At 56.1% G+C, this 16378-nt stretch carries 18 protein-coding genes; 15 read left to right on the top strand and 3 right to left on the bottom strand.

The window, feature by feature from the left end; all coding sequences use genetic code 11:
- The first annotated feature begins 7 nt into the window (after window positions 1-7).
- The 8 genes from lysS to AC6I8W_RS16745 all read left to right on the top strand — a co-directional run bounded on the left by lysS (window position 8) and on the right by AC6I8W_RS16745 (window position 6849).
- On the top strand, window positions 8-1528 hold the full coding sequence (gene lysS, locus AC6I8W_RS16780; RefSeq protein WP_497835912.1) for a lysine--tRNA ligase: 1521 nt from the start codon (window positions 8-10) through the stop codon (window positions 1526-1528).
- A 121-nt stretch (window positions 1529-1649) separates the two neighbouring features.
- Window positions 1650-2501, top strand: a complete 852-nt coding sequence (locus AC6I8W_RS16775) for a MurR/RpiR family transcriptional regulator (protein ID WP_497835911.1) — start codon at window positions 1650-1652, stop codon at window positions 2499-2501.
- A 241-nt stretch (window positions 2502-2742) separates the two neighbouring features.
- Entirely contained in the window at window positions 2743-3579 is an 837-nt protein-coding gene (locus AC6I8W_RS16770) for a transporter substrate-binding domain-containing protein (RefSeq protein ID WP_013510318.1), read from the top strand.
- A 2-nt stretch (window positions 3580-3581) separates the two neighbouring features.
- Window positions 3582-4214, top strand: a complete 633-nt coding sequence (locus AC6I8W_RS16765) for a DUF1989 domain-containing protein (RefSeq protein WP_497835910.1) — start codon at window positions 3582-3584, stop codon at window positions 4212-4214.
- Complete coding sequence (locus tag AC6I8W_RS16760) at window positions 4198-4845, top strand: urea carboxylase-associated family protein (RefSeq protein ID WP_497835909.1); 648 nt, start codon at window positions 4198-4200, stop codon at window positions 4843-4845. The genes AC6I8W_RS16765 and AC6I8W_RS16760 overlap by 17 nt, the downstream gene beginning before the upstream one ends.
- A 3-nt stretch (window positions 4846-4848) precedes the next feature.
- Window positions 4849-5499 carry an amino acid ABC transporter permease gene (locus tag AC6I8W_RS16755; protein WP_415175252.1) on the top strand — a complete coding sequence of 217 codons (651 nt, stop codon included), beginning with the start codon at window positions 4849-4851 and terminating at the stop codon, window positions 5497-5499.
- Window positions 5499-6164, top strand: coding sequence for an amino acid ABC transporter permease (locus tag AC6I8W_RS16750; RefSeq protein WP_497835908.1), 666 nt, complete (start codon window positions 5499-5501; stop codon window positions 6162-6164). The genes AC6I8W_RS16755 and AC6I8W_RS16750 overlap by 1 nt, the downstream gene beginning before the upstream one ends.
- Window positions 6165-6177: 13 nt before the next feature.
- Complete coding sequence (locus AC6I8W_RS16745) at window positions 6178-6849, top strand: DUF1989 domain-containing protein (protein WP_497835907.1); 672 nt, start codon at window positions 6178-6180, stop codon at window positions 6847-6849.
- Between the two features lie 60 nt (window positions 6850-6909).
- Here AC6I8W_RS16745 and AC6I8W_RS16740 read toward each other — a convergent pair whose 3' ends face one another.
- On the bottom strand, window positions 6910-7536 hold the full coding sequence (locus AC6I8W_RS16740) for a serine protease (protein ID WP_497835906.1): 627 nt from the start codon (window positions 7534-7536) through the stop codon (window positions 6910-6912).
- Window positions 7537-7913: 377 nt separating this feature from the next.
- On the opposite strand from AC6I8W_RS16740, the gene AC6I8W_RS16735 reads away from it, so the two are divergent.
- Window positions 7914-9077: an MFS transporter gene (locus AC6I8W_RS16735; protein ID WP_497835905.1), complete on the top strand. Its 1164-nt coding sequence runs from the start codon at window positions 7914-7916 to the stop codon at window positions 9075-9077.
- Here the strand turns inward: AC6I8W_RS16735 and AC6I8W_RS16730 are convergent.
- Window positions 9074-9994: a LysR family transcriptional regulator gene (locus AC6I8W_RS16730; RefSeq protein ID WP_497838215.1), complete on the bottom strand. Its 921-nt coding sequence runs from the start codon at window positions 9992-9994 to the stop codon at window positions 9074-9076. The two genes, AC6I8W_RS16735 and AC6I8W_RS16730, sit on opposite strands and share 4 nt — an antisense overlap.
- A gap of 110 nt (window positions 9995-10104) precedes the next feature.
- On the opposite strand from AC6I8W_RS16730, the gene lysA reads away from it, so the two are divergent.
- Entirely contained in the window at window positions 10105-11358 is a 1254-nt protein-coding gene (gene lysA / locus AC6I8W_RS16725) for a diaminopimelate decarboxylase (RefSeq protein ID WP_497835904.1), read from the top strand.
- A 78-nt stretch (window positions 11359-11436) separates the two neighbouring features.
- Here the strand turns inward: lysA and AC6I8W_RS16720 are convergent, their stop codons facing one another.
- Window positions 11437-11748, bottom strand: coding sequence for a PTS lactose/cellobiose transporter subunit IIA (locus AC6I8W_RS16720; protein ID WP_497835903.1), 312 nt, complete (start codon window positions 11746-11748; stop codon window positions 11437-11439).
- Between the two features lie 181 nt (window positions 11749-11929).
- On the opposite strand from AC6I8W_RS16720, the gene AC6I8W_RS16715 reads away from it, so the two are divergent.
- From AC6I8W_RS16715 to AC6I8W_RS16695, 5 genes are all read left to right on the top strand, one after another.
- Window positions 11930-13264, top strand: a complete 1335-nt coding sequence (locus AC6I8W_RS16715) for a PTS sugar transporter subunit IIC (protein ID WP_497835902.1) — start codon at window positions 11930-11932, stop codon at window positions 13262-13264.
- 9 nt (window positions 13265-13273) lie between these two features.
- Complete coding sequence (locus AC6I8W_RS16710) at window positions 13274-14701, top strand: glycoside hydrolase family 1 protein (RefSeq protein WP_497835901.1); 1428 nt, start codon at window positions 13274-13276, stop codon at window positions 14699-14701.
- A 10-nt stretch (window positions 14702-14711) separates the two neighbouring features.
- Window positions 14712-15029, top strand: coding sequence for a PTS sugar transporter subunit IIB (locus tag AC6I8W_RS16705; RefSeq protein WP_497835900.1), 318 nt, complete (start codon window positions 14712-14714; stop codon window positions 15027-15029).
- 78 nt (window positions 15030-15107) lie between these two features.
- On the top strand, window positions 15108-15881 hold the full coding sequence (locus tag AC6I8W_RS16700; protein WP_208725551.1) for an FCD domain-containing protein: 774 nt from the start codon (window positions 15108-15110) through the stop codon (window positions 15879-15881).
- The gene (locus tag AC6I8W_RS16695; protein ID WP_497835899.1) at window positions 15881-16336 is read left to right on the top strand and encodes a GNAT family N-acetyltransferase; all 456 of its coding nucleotides are present in this window, start codon (window positions 15881-15883) and stop codon (window positions 16334-16336) included. Before AC6I8W_RS16700 ends, AC6I8W_RS16695 begins: the two co-directional genes overlap by 1 nt.
- Window positions 16337-16378: the final 42 nt, after the last annotated feature.

Here is a 16378-nt window from a genome sequence, read left to right as displayed (position 1 = left end):
AACCGACATGTCTGAACAACAACCGCAGAGCGCCGATGCCGCACTTGAGTTAAATAACGAACTGAAAACGCGTCGCGAAAAACTCAGCGCGCTGCGTGAAACCGGCGTGGCGTTTCCTAACGATTTCCGCCGTGACACCACCTCCGATCAGCTGCACGCCAGCTACGACGAGAAAAGCAACGAAGAGCTGGAAGATCTCGGCATCGAGGTGAGTGTTGCTGGCCGTATGATGACTCGCCGTATCATGGGCAAAGCGTCATTCATCACGTTACAGGACGTCGGTGGCCGCATTCAGTTGTACGTGGCGCGTGATGACCTGGCGGAAGGTGTCTACAACGAGCAATTCAAAAAGTGGGATCTCGGCGATATCCTCGGCGCGCGCGGTAAGTTGTTCAAAACCAAAACCGGCGAGCTGTCGATCCACTGTTCTGAACTGCGCCTGCTGACCAAAGCGCTGCGCCCGCTGCCGGACAAATTCCACGGCCTGGCCGATCAGGAAACCCGTTACCGCCAGCGTTACCTGGATCTGATTGCCAACGACGAATCGCGTCACACCTTCCAGGTGCGTTCAAAAATCATGGCCGGTATTCGCCAGTTCATGGTCGGTCGCGATTTTATGGAAGTGGAAACCCCGATGATGCAGGTGATCCCGGGTGGCGCGTCAGCCCGCCCGTTTATCACCCATCACAATGCGCTCGACATCGATATGTACCTGCGTATTGCGCCGGAGCTGTATCTGAAGCGTCTGGTGGTTGGCGGTTTTGATCGCGTGTTTGAGATCAACCGTAACTTCCGCAACGAAGGCATCTCTCCGCGTCACAATCCAGAGTTCACCATGATGGAACTCTATATGGCGTATGCAGATTACAAAGATCTGATCGAGCTGACCGAAAGCCTGTTCCGCACTCTGGCGCAGGACGTTCTGGGCACCACTGAAGTCCCGTACGGTGACAACACCTTCGATTTCGGTAAGCCGTTCGAAAAACTCACCATGCGCGAAGCGATCAAAAAGTACCGCCCGGAAACCGATCTGGCGGATCTGGATGATTTCGACAAAGCGGTGGCGATTGCCAACGCCCTGCACATCAAAGTCGAGAAGAGCTGGGGTCTGGGCCGTGTGGTGACGGAGATTTTCGAAGAGACTGCCGAAGCGCATCTGATTCAGCCGACCTTCATCACCGAATATCCGGCAGAAGTGTCACCACTGGCACGTCGTAACGACGAGAACCCGGAAATCACCGACCGCTTTGAATTCTTCATCGGCGGTCGTGAAATCGGTAACGGTTTCTCCGAGCTGAATGATGCGGAAGATCAGGCGGAGCGTTTCCTGCAACAGGTCAATGCTAAAGATGCCGGTGATGACGAAGCGATGTTCTACGACGAAGACTACGTCACCGCGCTGGAACATGGCCTGCCACCGACCGCGGGTCTGGGTATTGGTATCGACCGTATGGTGATGTTGTTTACCAACAGCCACACCATTCGTGACGTGATCCTGTTCCCGGCTCTGCGTCCGTCAGGTAAATAATCGCGCCGTTTCGGCTAAAATGGGTCGCCTTTCGGGGCGGCCTTTTTTTTTGCCAATAAAATCCAGATGACAACCCGGCACGCTCTGTGCAGGATGGTTTTTTTATTTTCAGGGATTCACCATGAGTGCAAAAACGGCATCGTTGGAAGGCCGGATTCGTCAGCACTGGGAGCAACTCTCCAGCCATGAACAACGGTTGGCCGACGTACTGCTGGCTGCCCCAGGCCAGCTCGCCATGAACACCGCCACTGAACTGGCGCACAGCGCCGGAGTTTCCAAAGCCACCACTACGCGTTTTTTCCGCCACCTCGGTTATGAGAGCTACGAAGCCGCCCGTCGCCAGGCGCGCGATATGCAGAGCAGCGGCTCACCGCTTTACTTGCAGGCCGCCCCCAGCGCTTCACCGCTCGACAGCATCATGCAGCAGCATCTGGAAAAAGAGATCGCCAACCTGGTGAACAGCTATCGCACGTTGGAGAGCAGCCAGTTGCAGGAGGCGGTCAGCGCCATCGCCTGCGCACGGCGTGTGGTGGTGATGGGCTGGCGTCACAGTCAGACCATTGCGCAGCTGATCTATCGCGACCTGATCCATGTTCATCCTGACGTGCGCCTGCTGCCGCGCCCCGGCGATTCGCTGGCGGAGCATCTGGCCTCCCTCAATCAGCAGGATGTGGTGATTTGTGTAGGCCTGCGCCGCCGTATGCCAGCGTTAGAGGCGGCGATGAATGCGCTGGCGGAGCGTCAGGTGCCAATGCTGTATCTGGCCGATGTGCTGTCCGGTAAACCGGCACGCCATGCTCAATGGGTGGTACGTTGCCACACCGATAGCAGCCTGATTTTTGACAGTACCGCCGCGCTCTCCGGCGTCTGCAACTTGCTATGCTCCCTGGTCGCACGCGAGATGGGCAAAGCCAGTAACGACTACCTTGCGCAGGTTGAAGCGCTGCATCAATCCCTCGACGAACTCGAATAATGCCCCGTGCTGGCGCAGGTTGCGCCAGCCATTGCACCAAAATGGTGCTATATATGTAGTGAGTTTCTTATATCAGTGAAAAACTAGAAACAATAAATCAAAGCAAAGAAACATTTGTTTCTTTATGATTGTACAGGGAAAAGTGACTTTCCCGTCCCTGGTTCGCATGGTGTGTGAAAAATCTGGCACAAAATATGCTCAGAAGAAAAAGACATTTCACCAACACCAGGGAAACACCATAATGAAAAAAACCGCTTGGCTCATCGCCGCACTTTTATCTGTTGGATCGCTGGCACAGGCGCAAGCCGATACGCTGGCCGACATCAAAAGCAGCGGCAAAATCACTGTCGGCATCGACCCGACATTTCCTCCGTATGAATACACCGACGACAGCGGCGCGATCACCGGCTATAGCGTGGCGATCATGCAATCCTTCGCCAAAGATCTCGGCGTGAAACTGGAGTTTCAGAAAACCGCCTTCAGCGGCATTTTGCCGGGCCTGATTTCCGGCTCCTTTAACGCCGAAGGCTCCTCCCTCAACGTCACCGCCGAACGGGCGAAAAAAGTGCTGTTCACCGTGCCTTACAGCAAAACCGTCAATGGTGTGCTGGTGCGTGAAGATGAAGCCAAAACCTTCAGCGGCAAAACCCTCAGCCCGGAAAGCCTATCCGGTCTGCGTGGTGCGGTGAAAACCGCCAGTGTGCCGGAGCAATTGTTGAAGGGTTTTAACGACGAGCTGAAAAAGGCCGGTAAGAAACCGATCACCATCATCAGCGTCGATTCACTTGATCAAACCGTCAGCACCCTGATGACCAAACGCGCCGATTTCGTTTACGACGATATCTCAGTACTGGCACCGGTGGTGAAGAAGTACCCGAGCAAAGTGGCGCAGGTAGGTGAAGTGGGGCCGTCGCAGTGGATGGGATGGGCTACGCGTAAAGAGGACGGCAGTCTGAACAAAGCCCTCAGCGACCACATTCTGGCGATGCAGAAAGATGGCGAGCTGACCAAACTGCAACAGCAGTACCTCGGCACCACTTTTACCGTCCCGGCCAGCGATTTCATTCCTCAGGAGTAATTATGTGTCAATCAACCCTGACGGTCCCGGCGGGCCACGGCAAAACCTTCCGTGTGCGTAAAGGGCAGTTTATTACCGTCATTGATAGCGAAGGGCAGCAGGCCGCGGATTTTGTCGCGGTCAATGCCAACGACCTGCACGAAAAGCTGTCGCCGGTACATACCCGCCAGCATCTGCGCTCGTTGTTCTTTAAACCGGGTGATGCGCTGTGGTCGAGTGAAAACCGCCCACTGTTGCGCATCGTCGCCGATACCATCGGCATTCACGATGCCAACGTCCCGGCCTGTGACCGTACCCGTTTCAGCGTCGATTTCGGCGTAGAAGGTCATCGCAACTGCGTGGATAACCTGCTGGAGGGCATGAAAGCGTTTGGCGTGACCTACTTCAGCTTACCGGAGCCGTTCAACCTGTTCCAGAACGGCCCGGTCACCGCCGATGGACGTATGGAAGTCACTGACCCACACAGTAAAGCGGGCGACAGCATCACCTTTGAAGCGCTGTGTGACCTGATTTGCTCGGTCTCTTCCTGCCCGCAGGACATCATTCCGGGCAATGGTTTGCAGGTGACGCCCATCGATATTCGCGTTAGCGATCACTACCCCGCCGAGGAGAACCCGCATGCTGTTAATGCGTGAAAATTATCAAGAAACTGCGGTACGCACGTTGGCGGCACCGATTGAGGTCGCTGCGGGTGGCGTGGCGTCGATTCGGGTGCTGCGTGGTCAGTTGCTGCGTATCACCGCGCTGGGAGAAGGAGCGGTGGCATCGTTGTTCGGTTTTAGCCTGCAAGACCCGGCAGTGTGGTTGTCGGTGCATCACACCCGCGTATTCAGCAACAGCTACCTGCTGGGTTCCGGCATGCGTCTGGTTAACAACCGCCGCCGTCCGATGATGGTGTTGGGTAAAGACAGCGTCAAACGTCATGACCTGCTGCTGCCCGGCTCCACCACCGCGTTTCTGGCGGAGCGTGGCTACGGCGGTGAAGGCTGCATCGAAGCGGTCAACGGCGAAATGGCGCGTCTGGGCATGACGGTGCCGAAATTGCCGGACCCGATCAACCTATTTATGCATGTCAAACTGACGCGTGAAGGTGACATCCTGCCGGAACCCAACCTCACCCAGCCGGGTGACAGCATTACCTGCCGAGTGGTGATGGATACGCGTTTCATCGTTTCCGCTTGTAATACCGGCATCGAGGGGAATGACAAACCTGCGCCACTGCGGTTGTCAGTGGCGGAAAACCTGACGGACTTTAGCGCGGAGTAAGCAATGGGGCTGGATCAACAGGTAATCGCCGCGCTGCCGGAATTGGGGCACGGCCTGCTGATGACACTGGTACTGACGGTACTGGCGTCAATGGTGAGCGTAGTGATGGGGCAGCTTGGCTGCTTCCTGCAACTGCGTCGTGCCTGGATCTGGCGCTTTATTGGTCGTCTCTACGTGAGCCTGATGCGTGGCACCCCGGCCATTGTTCAGCTGTTTGTGGTGTTTTTTACGCTACCGCGCCTGGGGCTGGGTGGTCAGCCGATGCTTGCAGCTGTGGTGGCGATAGGTCTGAACAGTGGCGCGTATGTGGCGGAAATCCTGCGCGTCAACCGCAGTCTGGTGACACGCGGTCAGCTGGAGGCCGCCCGGACGCTGGGGTTAAGCCGCGCGCTAACCTGGTGGTATGTCATCAATCCCCAGGTAATGCGCGCCAGCCTGCCAATGCTGGTGAATGAATTCACCATTTTGCTGAAAACCACGCCACTGGCCTCGGTGGTGGCGCTGACGGAGCTGACCTATGCCGGTCAGATTGTGATCGCCCGCACCTATGATGCGACTCAGGTGTTGTTACTGGTGGCGGCGGGGTATCTGTTGATTGCTTTGCCGTTGATTAGCGCGGCACGGCGGCTGGAAGCAAAACGGAGGCTGGCATAATGGATTGGCAGGCGATTATGACCTCATTACCGTCGTTAGGTGACGGTATGGTAGCCACCCTGCAATTGTGCGCGGTGGCGGCACTGTGCTCCCTGATGTGGGGGGCACTGATGGCGTGGATGCTGATGCGCGCGTCACCGTTCTGGCTGCGAATGCTCAATCTCTACAGCGGGTTAACCCTGGCGCTGCCGTTGCTGGTGGTGATTTATCTGCTCTATTTCGTGCTGCCGGAATATGACATCACCCTTTCTTCACCGGTGGTTGGGGTGCTGGCGTTAACGCTTTACTACGCTCCTTACATCGCACAGGTGATCCGCGCCGCGATTGTCGCGCTGCCGAAAGGACAGTGGGAGGCCTGTCGTGTGCTGGGCCTCAGCCGTGGCGAGCAGTTGCGTGATGTGGTGCTGCCGCAAACGTTGCCTCAAATGTTATCGCCGCTGGTCGGTTTAACTATTGGTTTGATTAAAGACTCAGCGCTGCTGTCGATTGTCTCGGTGCAGGAGTTTATGTACGCCGCCAAACAGGCGATTTCTGCTACTTACGCGCCGTTGGAGATCTACCTGACGGTAGCGCTCTGCTACTGGCTGCTGAACAGTTTGATCGACTGGCTGGCACGTTGTCTTGAATCCCGCATGACGCGCTATCGTCGTGGCATGCAGCACTAATCTGGAGAGTAATATGTCGGCTGAATATCAGCAACGCGCCACCTTCACCATTCCGGCGCGCTACGGTAAAGCGGTACGTCTTAACAAGGGTGAAGCGGTTCAGGTGATTAACCTGCATGGCACTCAGGTGGTAGATTGCTGGGCTTACAACGCGGAAGACGTGAGCGAGTATATGTGTATGGAAGCGACGCGGGTCTGGAATCAGCGCCTTAATCCAAAGGTGGGTGATAGCTTTATCACCAGCCAGCGTCACCCGATTCTGACGCTGGTGGCGGACACCTCGCCTGGCGTGCACGATACTTTTATGGCGGCCTGCGATGCGCGCCGTTATGAATTGCTGGGTTGCACCGAGCCGCACCGCAACTGCCACGACAATCTGCATGAAGGTCTGGCGGAGCTGGGAGTCACACTACCGCACGGCAATCTGGCGTCGTTCAACATTTTTATGAATATTCAGGTGCAGCCGGACGGCATCACCCTGAAGACGCTGCCAGTGGTGACCCAACCGGGTGATTACATTGTGCTGCGCGCCGAGATGGATTGTTTTGTGGCGTTCTCTGCCTGCCCGCAGGATATCGTCAGCATCCAGGGGCAGGGCGATAACACGCCGCGCGACGCGGAGTTGCGTATTCTGACCAGCGGTTTCCCACAGGTGAAATTACAGGGACCGTGGGTGCCGGCATAACAGGTAAAAAACGCGCCGCACATGCTGTAGCGGCGCGATTTATCGCGCAATATCGCAGCGCTACGACTTCATCACCCCATCTAACCACTTCTGGAAGCGTCCATAAGGCACATACAGCGCCACATCCTTATACAACGTCTTCCCGCTTTGATTATCGTTAATCCGGCTGCTATAACCCACGATAACCCCGGCCAGAGTATTGTCGCTGGCGTTATACACTGCGCCACCGGACATGCCTTTTACCACACCGGCATTAGCGGCAACCACCACGCAACTGGCTTTATTCCAGTCATTCACCAGCGTGGTATTAATCAAATTCTGGCCATTGGAAGCCACCGGCAGCGCGGTGATAAAGCTGTAACCGTACAGATTGACGTCGTCACCAATCCGGCCATTGCGGAAATGCGGAGGCAGGTCAGTTTCGCCATTTTTGTGATAAACCACGGCGAGATCACATTCCGGGTGCCAGGCCTTGACCCGATACAACGAATATTTCGCCACATGGGCCGCCGTCAGGCTGTACTCAGGGGTGAGCGGAATAATGGTGCCCAGCGAACCGACACCCAGCACCGTCGGGATCCCGGTGAAGGTCATATCGACCCGTTTTTCTGCTTCTTTACTGTACTCGTAGTGTCCGACAGAACAGCCACTCAGGCAGCCGATCGTTAAGGCCATGAGCCATCGCATACGCTATCCCCTTTGAAGAATGACGAGACATTACCAGGCAATCCATTGGGGTATCGGCAACGCGTAAATTTCCTTTAAGAGCCGGATCGCCGTCAAAATGAGAGGGTGATCACAACCAGTGTTCAAGAATAGCGTGAAAAATCAGCTCCGTGAGAGAAATGGGAAAAGGACTAATTGCAAAAGTGCCATTCACAGATGTGAACAATTATTGCGGTGGCGGCAAAATATCCTTGCCGCTGTCGGGGTGTATGCCGGAAGGTGGCTATGCTTTAATACTCAATGTGACGCAGTTCAAAAATTTATAAGCGTCCGCTGTAACCATTCCACATTCGTGGCGTGGCCCGCCTGCAAAATTATCGTTATTGGGAGAGTGTGTTATGCCTGTTGCATTACTGGCGCTGGCGCTGAGTGCGTTCGCCATCGGCACCACGGAATTTGTCATCATGGGATTGCTACCGGAAGTGGCGGGCGATCTCCAGGTGTCGATTCCATCTGCGGGGTGGCTGATCAGTGGCTATGCGCTGGGCGTCGCCATCGGTGCGCCGATTATGGCGCTGCTGACCGCCAAACTGCCGCGTAAGCGTACTCTGGTGTTGCTGATGAGCATCTTTATCATCGGCAACGTATTGTGTGCGCTGGCCTACAGCTACGATCTGCTGATGATGGCGCGTATTGTCACCGCGCTGTGCCACGGTGCGTTTTTTGGTATCGGTTCGGTGGTGGCAGCCAGTCTGGTTGCGCCGAGTCGTCAGGCATCGGCTGTCGCCCTGATGTTCACCGGTCTGACGCTGGCTAACGTGCTCGGCGTGCCGTTAGGGACCTGGTTTGGTCAGATGTTCGGTTGGCGCGCCACCTTCTGGGGTGTGGCGATTATCGGCATCCTGGCGTTTGCCGCGTTAATCGTCAGCCTGCCGACCAACAAAGAAGAGAAACCGGTGCATCTGGCGAGTGAAGTCAGCGCGCTGGCGAACGGTAAGCTGTGGCTGTCGCTGCTGATGACGGTGTGCTTTGCCGCTGCCATGTTCGCGCTGTTCAGCTATATCGCGCCGCTACTGTTGCAGGTCACCGGCATTAGCGATCGTGGCGTTAGCTGGACGCTGTTCCTGATTGGCGCTGGCTTGACGGTGGGTAACATCCTGGGCGGCAAGCTGGCCGACTGGAAAGTCTCCTTTAGCCTGATCCTCAGCTTCTCACTGATTGCGCTGTTCTCGCTGCTGTTTAGCTGGACCAGCCATGCGCTGTGGCTGGCCGAGATTACGCTGTTCCTGTGGGCGATGGCGACTTTTGCCACGGTTCCGGGGCTGCAAATCAACGTGGTACGCCACGGCAAAGATGCCCCCAATCTGGTGTCGACGCTGAACATCTCCGCGTTTAACGTCGGCAATGCGCTCGGAGCCTGGGTCGGTGGTGCGGTGATCGATAAAGGCTACGGCCTGACCTCGGTGCCGGTTGCCGCAGCGGCGCTGGCAGCGATCGGTCTGATTGTCTGTCTGATTACCTTCCGTAAATCAGGCGGACAGGGCGAGGCGGTGCGCGCTTAAGCCAGACGCTCGGCGATGCGCTGGGGGAACGCGGCGACCTGTTGTTGTAAATGGTCGCAGAAGTGGTCCACCAGCGCAGAGGCCGGGCGATGCTGCGGTCGTACCAGGCTGATGGTGAACGGCACCGCAATGCTGAAGCGGCGCATCACCACACCACTGTCGGCGTAATCCAGCGCCGTCAGCGGATTGACAATCGAAACTCCCACCCCCGCACGCACCATTGAGCACACCGACGCGGCGCTGTGCGTCTCCAGCACCAGCCGTCGTTCCACCCCTTGTTCATGAAACAGCGAATCCAGTAGCTGGCGATAGCTGTCGCTGCGCGACAGGCTGACATAGTTCTCGCCGTGGAAATCCTGCGGCGTCAACTCCGCGCGCTGGCACAGCGGATGCTGGGGGGGCAGTACGCAGACCTCATCACTGGTCAGCAGCGCAACGCGTTCGGTGCCTGCCGGGGCGTGCTGGGTTTCCGTCAGGCCAAGATCGTAACGCTGCGCCGACAGCCATTCTTCCAGTAGCGGCGACTCCTGTGGAATGATGTTCATACTGACCTGAGGATAACGCTGCAAAAACGGCTGGCACAGCGGCGGTAGCAGCGACTGGGAAAACACCGGCAGGCAGGCGATGGAGAGTTCGCCCTGGCGGAACTGACGCAGACCGTCGGCGGCATCCATGATGCGATCTAGCCCGTACCACGAACGCTGCACTTCTTCAAACAGGCGCAAACCCTGCACCGTGGGTTGTAAACGGCCACGCACGCGCTCAAACAGTTGCAGGCCAAGCTGCTGTTCCAGCCGCGCCAGCTCGCGGCTCACGGTGGGCTGCGAAGTATGCAGCAGCGTGGCCGCCTGTGTCAGGTTGCCGCTGGTCATCACCGCATGAAAAATTTCGATATGTCGCCAGTTAATCTTTGCCATCATCCCCTCCGTTTAATCCATATCATATTTGCATAGCTGCTGCTAAAACAGATATTTTTCTGCATGGAATGGCTGTGGCTAAATAGCGTTAATGTCACAGGAGAATTGCTATGCCTCGTCCACTGAATAACACCGAAACCGCGTTGACTGCCGCCAATCTTCTGCCGTTGGCGCAGCGTTACAGCGGCCCATTCTGGGCTTATGATGCCAGCGTCATTCAACAACGCATTGCCCAGTTGAACCAGTTCGACGTAGTGCGTTTCGCTCAGAAAGCCTGCTCAAATATTCATATTCTGCGCCTGATGCGTGCGGCGGGCGTGAAGGTTGACTCCGTCTCGCTGGGCGAAATCGAGCGTGCGCTGGCAGCGGGTTATCAGCCGGGCGGCGAAGATATCGTGTTCACCGCCGATGTGCTGGACCAGCCAACTCTCGCGCGCATCGCCGAACTGAACGTCCCGGTCAATGCCGGTTCAGTTGATATGCTGCATCAGCTCGGCGCGGTGTCGGCTGGTCACGCGGTATGGTTGCGTATTAACCCCGGGTTTGGTCACGGCCATAGCCAGAAAACCAACACCGGCGGCGAGAACAGCAAACACGGCATCTGGCACAGTGATTTGCCTCAGGCGCTGGCGGCGATTCAGCAGCACGGTCTGCGCCTCGTCGGCCTGCATATGCATATTGGTTCCGGTGTGGATTACGGCCACCTGCAACAGGTGTGTGATGCGATGGTGGATCAGGTGGTGAGCTTCGGTCAGGATCTGGAGGCGATTTCTGCCGGTGGCGGTTTGTCGATCCCTTACCGTGTGGGCGAAGAAGCGATCGATACTGACCATTATTACGGTCTGTGGAACGGCGCGCGTGAGCGTATTGCGGCACATCTTGGTCATCCGGTTAAACTGGAGATTGAACCGGGTCGTTTCCTGGTGGCGGAGTCTGGCGTGCTGGTGTCTCAGGTGCGTGCGGTGAAAGAGATGGGCAGCCGCCACTTTGTGCTGGTGGATGCCGGTTTCAGCGATCTGATGCGTCCGGCGATGTACGGCAGCTACCACCATATTTCGCTGCTGCCTGCCGATGGCCGCACGGTGAACGAAAGCCAGACGGTGGAGAGCGTGATTGCCGGTCCGCTGTGCGAGTCGGGTGATGTGTTTACCCAGTTGGAAGGTGGCAAAGTGGAAACCCGCGCGCTGCCTGCGGCGCAGGTCGGTGATTATCTGGTGTTCCATGATACCGGAGCTTATGGCGCGTCGATGTCATCGAACTACAACAGCCGTCCGCTGATCCCGGAAGTGCTGTTTGAAAACGGCGCAGCACGCGAGATCCGCCGTGCGCAGACTATCCAGGAGCTGCTGGCGCTGGAACTGTAACTCCCCAACCGTAGCGGCGCGATTTATCGCGCAATTTCGTGCGCGACGACAGAAAAAGCCGCGCGATAAATCGCGCCGCTACGAACTGAGCAGTTCTTTGCGCAATAAGACTAATTCCCCCGCCAGATCCCGGCACAGCATCGCGGTCATCAGATGATCCTGCGCATGCACCAGAATCAACGTCACCGGCACTTTGCCACAACCTTCATCTGCCCCAATCAGCGCGGTCTGGATCTTATGTGCGGCTTTCGCGGCCTCATCAGACGCGGCCAGCGCGGCATCCGCACCCGCCCAATCCCCTTTGCGTGCCTGTTGGATCGCCATCATCGCTTGCGATCGGGCTTCACCGGCATTGATCAGCAGCTCCATCATCGTTTGTTCAAAATCCATACTCGCCTCGCTTATTGGTATGCCAAATTCATATTTTTTATGCTACCGGAATACCAAAAAGAAGTTCCGCGAGCAGGATCACAGAAAGAAAACGCAATGATCGCCATTTTGGTATGCCACAGGCACGGAAGCTGACGCACTACACAGGAATGCTCCATTCAAACCGCTGAGGGTTGACCCAATGTCTCTACAGGACCGTCTTATCGATTCTCTGGGTAGCTTTGCCACACGTTTCAATAGCTACCGTTATATCATGGCGATCAAAGCCTCGTTCATTACCCTGATGCCGGTGATCATCGTCGGCGCGTTTTCGGTACTGATCTCCAACATGGTGCTGGATGCGAAAAACGGCCTCGCCAGCTTTCAGGCACTGGCGTTCCTCGCCGATCTGAAACCGATCACCAGCAGCATCAACTACGCCACGCTAAGCTTTCTCAACATCGGCGCGGTGTTCCTGATTGGTATCGAACTCGGGCGTATCAACGGTATCAAAACCCTGTTTCCCGGCTTGCTGGCGATTATCTGCTTTATCTCGGTTACGCCTACGACTATCCAGATGTTGGTGGATGGTCAGATGCATCTGGTCACCGATGTGCTGGCGAAACAGTTCTCCGATACCAAAAGTCTGTTCCTTGGCATGTTTATCGCCATCTTGTCGGTGGAGATCTACTGCCGCCTGGAGAATGTGGAACGGCTGAAAATAAAAATGCCGGATACCGTGCCACCCAACGTCTCGGCCTCTTTTTCCGCACTGATCCCGTCGATCATCACCGTGACGCTGGTCGCCACCTTTGGCTTTATCTTCCATCAGGTCTCCGGCATGTACTTGTATGACGCAGTCTACAAGGTGGTACAGCAGCCGCTGGAATCGGTGGTGCAAAGCCTGTGGGGCATTCTGTTGCTGATGTTTGTCGCCCAGCTATTTTGGGTGATTGGCATCCACGGCAACCAGATGATTAAACCGATTCGCGAACCGCTGTTGCTGGGGGCGATTCTGGTGAATATGAACGCCTTTGAGCAGGGCAAAGAAGTGCCGAATATCATCACCATGCCATTCTGGGATGTGTATATGAGCATCGGCGGTTCCGGCTTAACCATCGGTTTGCTGACGGCGGTGATGCTGGCAACCAAGCGTAAAGAGATGCGCGAAATTGCCAAGCTGTCGTTCGGACCGGGGCTGTTTAACATCAACGAGCCGGTGATCTTTGGTATGCCGATTATGCTCAACCCGATTCTTGCTATTCCCTTCATCATCACCCCGCTGGTAACCGGCTCGATTGGCTATTTCGCCACGGTGATGGGGTTTGCCGGGAAAGCGGTGGTGATGGTGCCCTGGACCACGCCCCCGATCATCAACGCCTGGCTTTCCACCGCCGGTTCGATGGGCGCGGTGGTGACGCAAATCATCTGTATCTGCGTGTCGGTATTGATTTACCTGCCGTTCGTGAAGGTGGCGGCGCGCCGTGCCGAGGCGGCGGAAGCGAAAAATCTGCAACCGGAACTGGCGCAAAATTAAGGAGCAAGCATGAGTACCTACAACATCCCGTTGCCGGACGGCTTCATTCTGGGCGCGGCAGCATCGGCGTGGCAAACCGAGGGTTGGAGCGGCAAGAAACCGGGGCAGGATTCGTATCTGGATGCCTGGTATACCCACGACCGCCATGTCTGGCACAACGGTTACGGTCCGGCGGTGGCGACGGATTTTATCAATCGTTTCCGTGAAGATGTGGCACTGATGAAAGCGGCCGGTCTGACGCATTATCGTACGTCGATCAACTGGTCACGTTTTCTCACCGATTACGAAAACGCGGCGGTGGATGAGGAATACGCGGCATATTACGACCAACTGATTGATGAAATGCAGCGCAATGGCATCGAACTGATGCTGTGCCTTGAACATTACGAACTCCCGGTGCAGTTGCTGGAGCAGTACGGTGGCTGGCAATCGAAGCATGTGGTGGAACTGTTTACCCGCTATGCCGCTCAGGTATTTGCCCGTTACGCCGGAAAAGTGACGCGCTGGTTTGTCTTCAACGAGCCGATTGTGGTGCAGACCCGCGTCTATCTGGATGCGTTGCGCTGGCCATATGAGCAGAACACCCACAAATGGATGCAGTGGAATCACCATAAAAATCTCGCCACGGCGAAGGTGGTGCAGCTGTTCCGCCAGCAGGGTTATGCCGGGACGGTAGGCACCATCCTCAACCCGGAAGTCACTTATCCGCGTTCGTCGGCGGCGCATGATGTTAAAGCGGCGAAGATCTATGACCTGTTCTACAACCGGGTATTTCTCGACCCGGCGATCAAAGGAGAATATCCCGTTGAACTGGTGCAGTTGCTGGAAAAACATCAGGTGCAATGGGAGGTGACACCCGAGGAGCTGTCCATCATTGCCGCCAACACCGTCGATGAGGTAGGGCTGAATCTCTACTATCCGCACCGGGTTAAAGCGCCGTCGCGGGCGTGGCACCCGGAGACGCCATTCCATCCGGCGTATTACTACGAACATTTCGAGCTGCCAGGCCGCCGCATGAATACTTCACGCGGCTGGGAGATTCAGCCGCGCATCATCTATGACATGGCGATGCGTATGAAGGAGGAGTACGGCAACCTGCCGTGGTTTGTGGCGGAAAGCGGCATGGGCATTGAAAACGAAGCGCGTTTTAAAGATGCGCAGGGCGAAATTCAGGACGACTACCGCATCGCCTTTATTGCCGAGCATCTGTACCAGGCGGTGCGTGCCAGCGAGGCGGGTAGCAACTGCCAGGGTTATATGCTGTGGGCCTTCACCGATAACGTCTCGCCAATGAACGCGTTTAAAAACCGCTACGGCTTAATTGAGATTGACCTGGATAACCAACGCCAGCGGCGGATGAAAAAGTCGGCTCACTGGTTTCGTCAGTTGCGCGACAGCCAACGGTTGACGGTCAACATTGATGATGAAATGAAATAAGGAAGCGAAAATGAAACGAATCGTACTGGCCTGCGCTGCGGGTATGTCTACCTCGATGGTGGTGACCCGCATGGAAAAAGAGGCGGCGGCACGGGGTCTGGCGTATCAAATCTACGCCATCCCAGAGCAAAACCTGCGGGAAGAGTTACAAAACTATGGCAACGATGTCGCGGTGGTGCTGCTTGGCCCGCAGGTACGTTTTAAGTTGGAGGAGAACAAAAAGCTCACCGACAGCTATCAACTGCCGATTGCGGTGATCGACACCGTGGCCTATGGCACGTTGAATGGCGCAAAGGTACTCGATCAGGCGCTGGCTTTGCTACACTAGCGGCCAATTGCAGACAGGTATCAGCCTGCCAGGGAGGCGGCTGCTACCTTGTGCGCCATGATGCAAAAAGGTGAAAGCGTGGAAAAAGCCGAAGCGCCACAAGAGAAAAAGCAGTATCAGGAAATTGGTCAGCATCTGCGTCAGCAAATCATTGATGGGCACTATCCGGTTGGCTCACGTTTACCGCCGGAGCGTCAACTGGCAGAAACCTGGGGCGTCAGCCGCACCATCGTACGTGAAGCCTTATTGATGCTGGAGCTGGAAGGGACGGTGGATATTCGTCAAAGCTCTGGCGTATATGTGATGCGCATTCCTTCGGACAGTGATGACGCGGAAGAGGCGTTTTTCCGCAGCGATGTTGGCCCGTTTGAGATGTTGCAGGCGCGCCAGTTGCTGGAGAGCAACATTGCGGCCTTTGCAGCCAAAATGGCCACCAAAGCCGATATTGAAAACCTGCGCCGCACCCTTGAGCAGGAGCAACGAGCCATTGCGCTGAATGATAGCAGCCAGGATAACGATAAGTTATTTCATTTGCTGCTGGCGGGTGCGACACAAAACCAGATGCTGCTGGACACCGTCACCAGCGTCTGGCGGCATCACGAAGCCAGCCCGCTGTGGCAGCAGCTGCGTCCGCAGTTCGAAACCCGCGCTTATCGTCTGAAATGGCTGGGCGATCATCAAACTATCCTGGCCGCGTTACGCCGTCGGGATGTGATGGGTTCCTGGCAGGCGATGTGGCAACACCTGGAAAATGTGAAAAATACCCTGCTGGAACTGTCCGATGCAGATGCGCCGGATTTTGACGGCTATCTGTTTGAATCAGTGCCAATTTTTCAGGGGAAATTGATGTAATGCAGATTCTGCCACTGAATGAAGTGCCGCATTTTGCCGCACAAATTACCGACTGGCTGTGGCGTGCGTTTGGCGAGGGGATTCCGCGTGAGTTCTATGCCAGCATTGTGCAAAGTAGCCTGAACGGTGCTGATTTTCCGGTGACATTTGTCGCGTTGGAAAATGGCTGTGCGGTCGGTACGGCGGGGTTCTGGCGCTGTGATTTGATCAGCCGTCAGGATCTTTATCCGTGGCTGGCGGCGTTGTATATCGATGAAGATGCACGTGGTCGCGGGATTAGCGAAGCACTACAACAACATGTGATCAACTATGCACGGCAGCGGGGATATAACCGGCTGTGGTTGTGGTCAACCTTCGCCGGTTATTACGAACGTTTTGGCTGGCAGTTTACCGAGGAAGCACTGGAGTTTCCAAATACACGGGTGCGGGTCTATCAGCAAGAACTGTCGTCGTAGCGGCGCGATTTATCGCGCAATTCCGTGCGCGATGCGGGAAAA

Source organism: Pantoea sp. X-Soil-TKNS-1211, from assembly GCF_059730495.1.
Note: the sequence above shows the minus strand (reverse complement) of the source record. Positions and strands in the feature narration are given on the sequence as shown.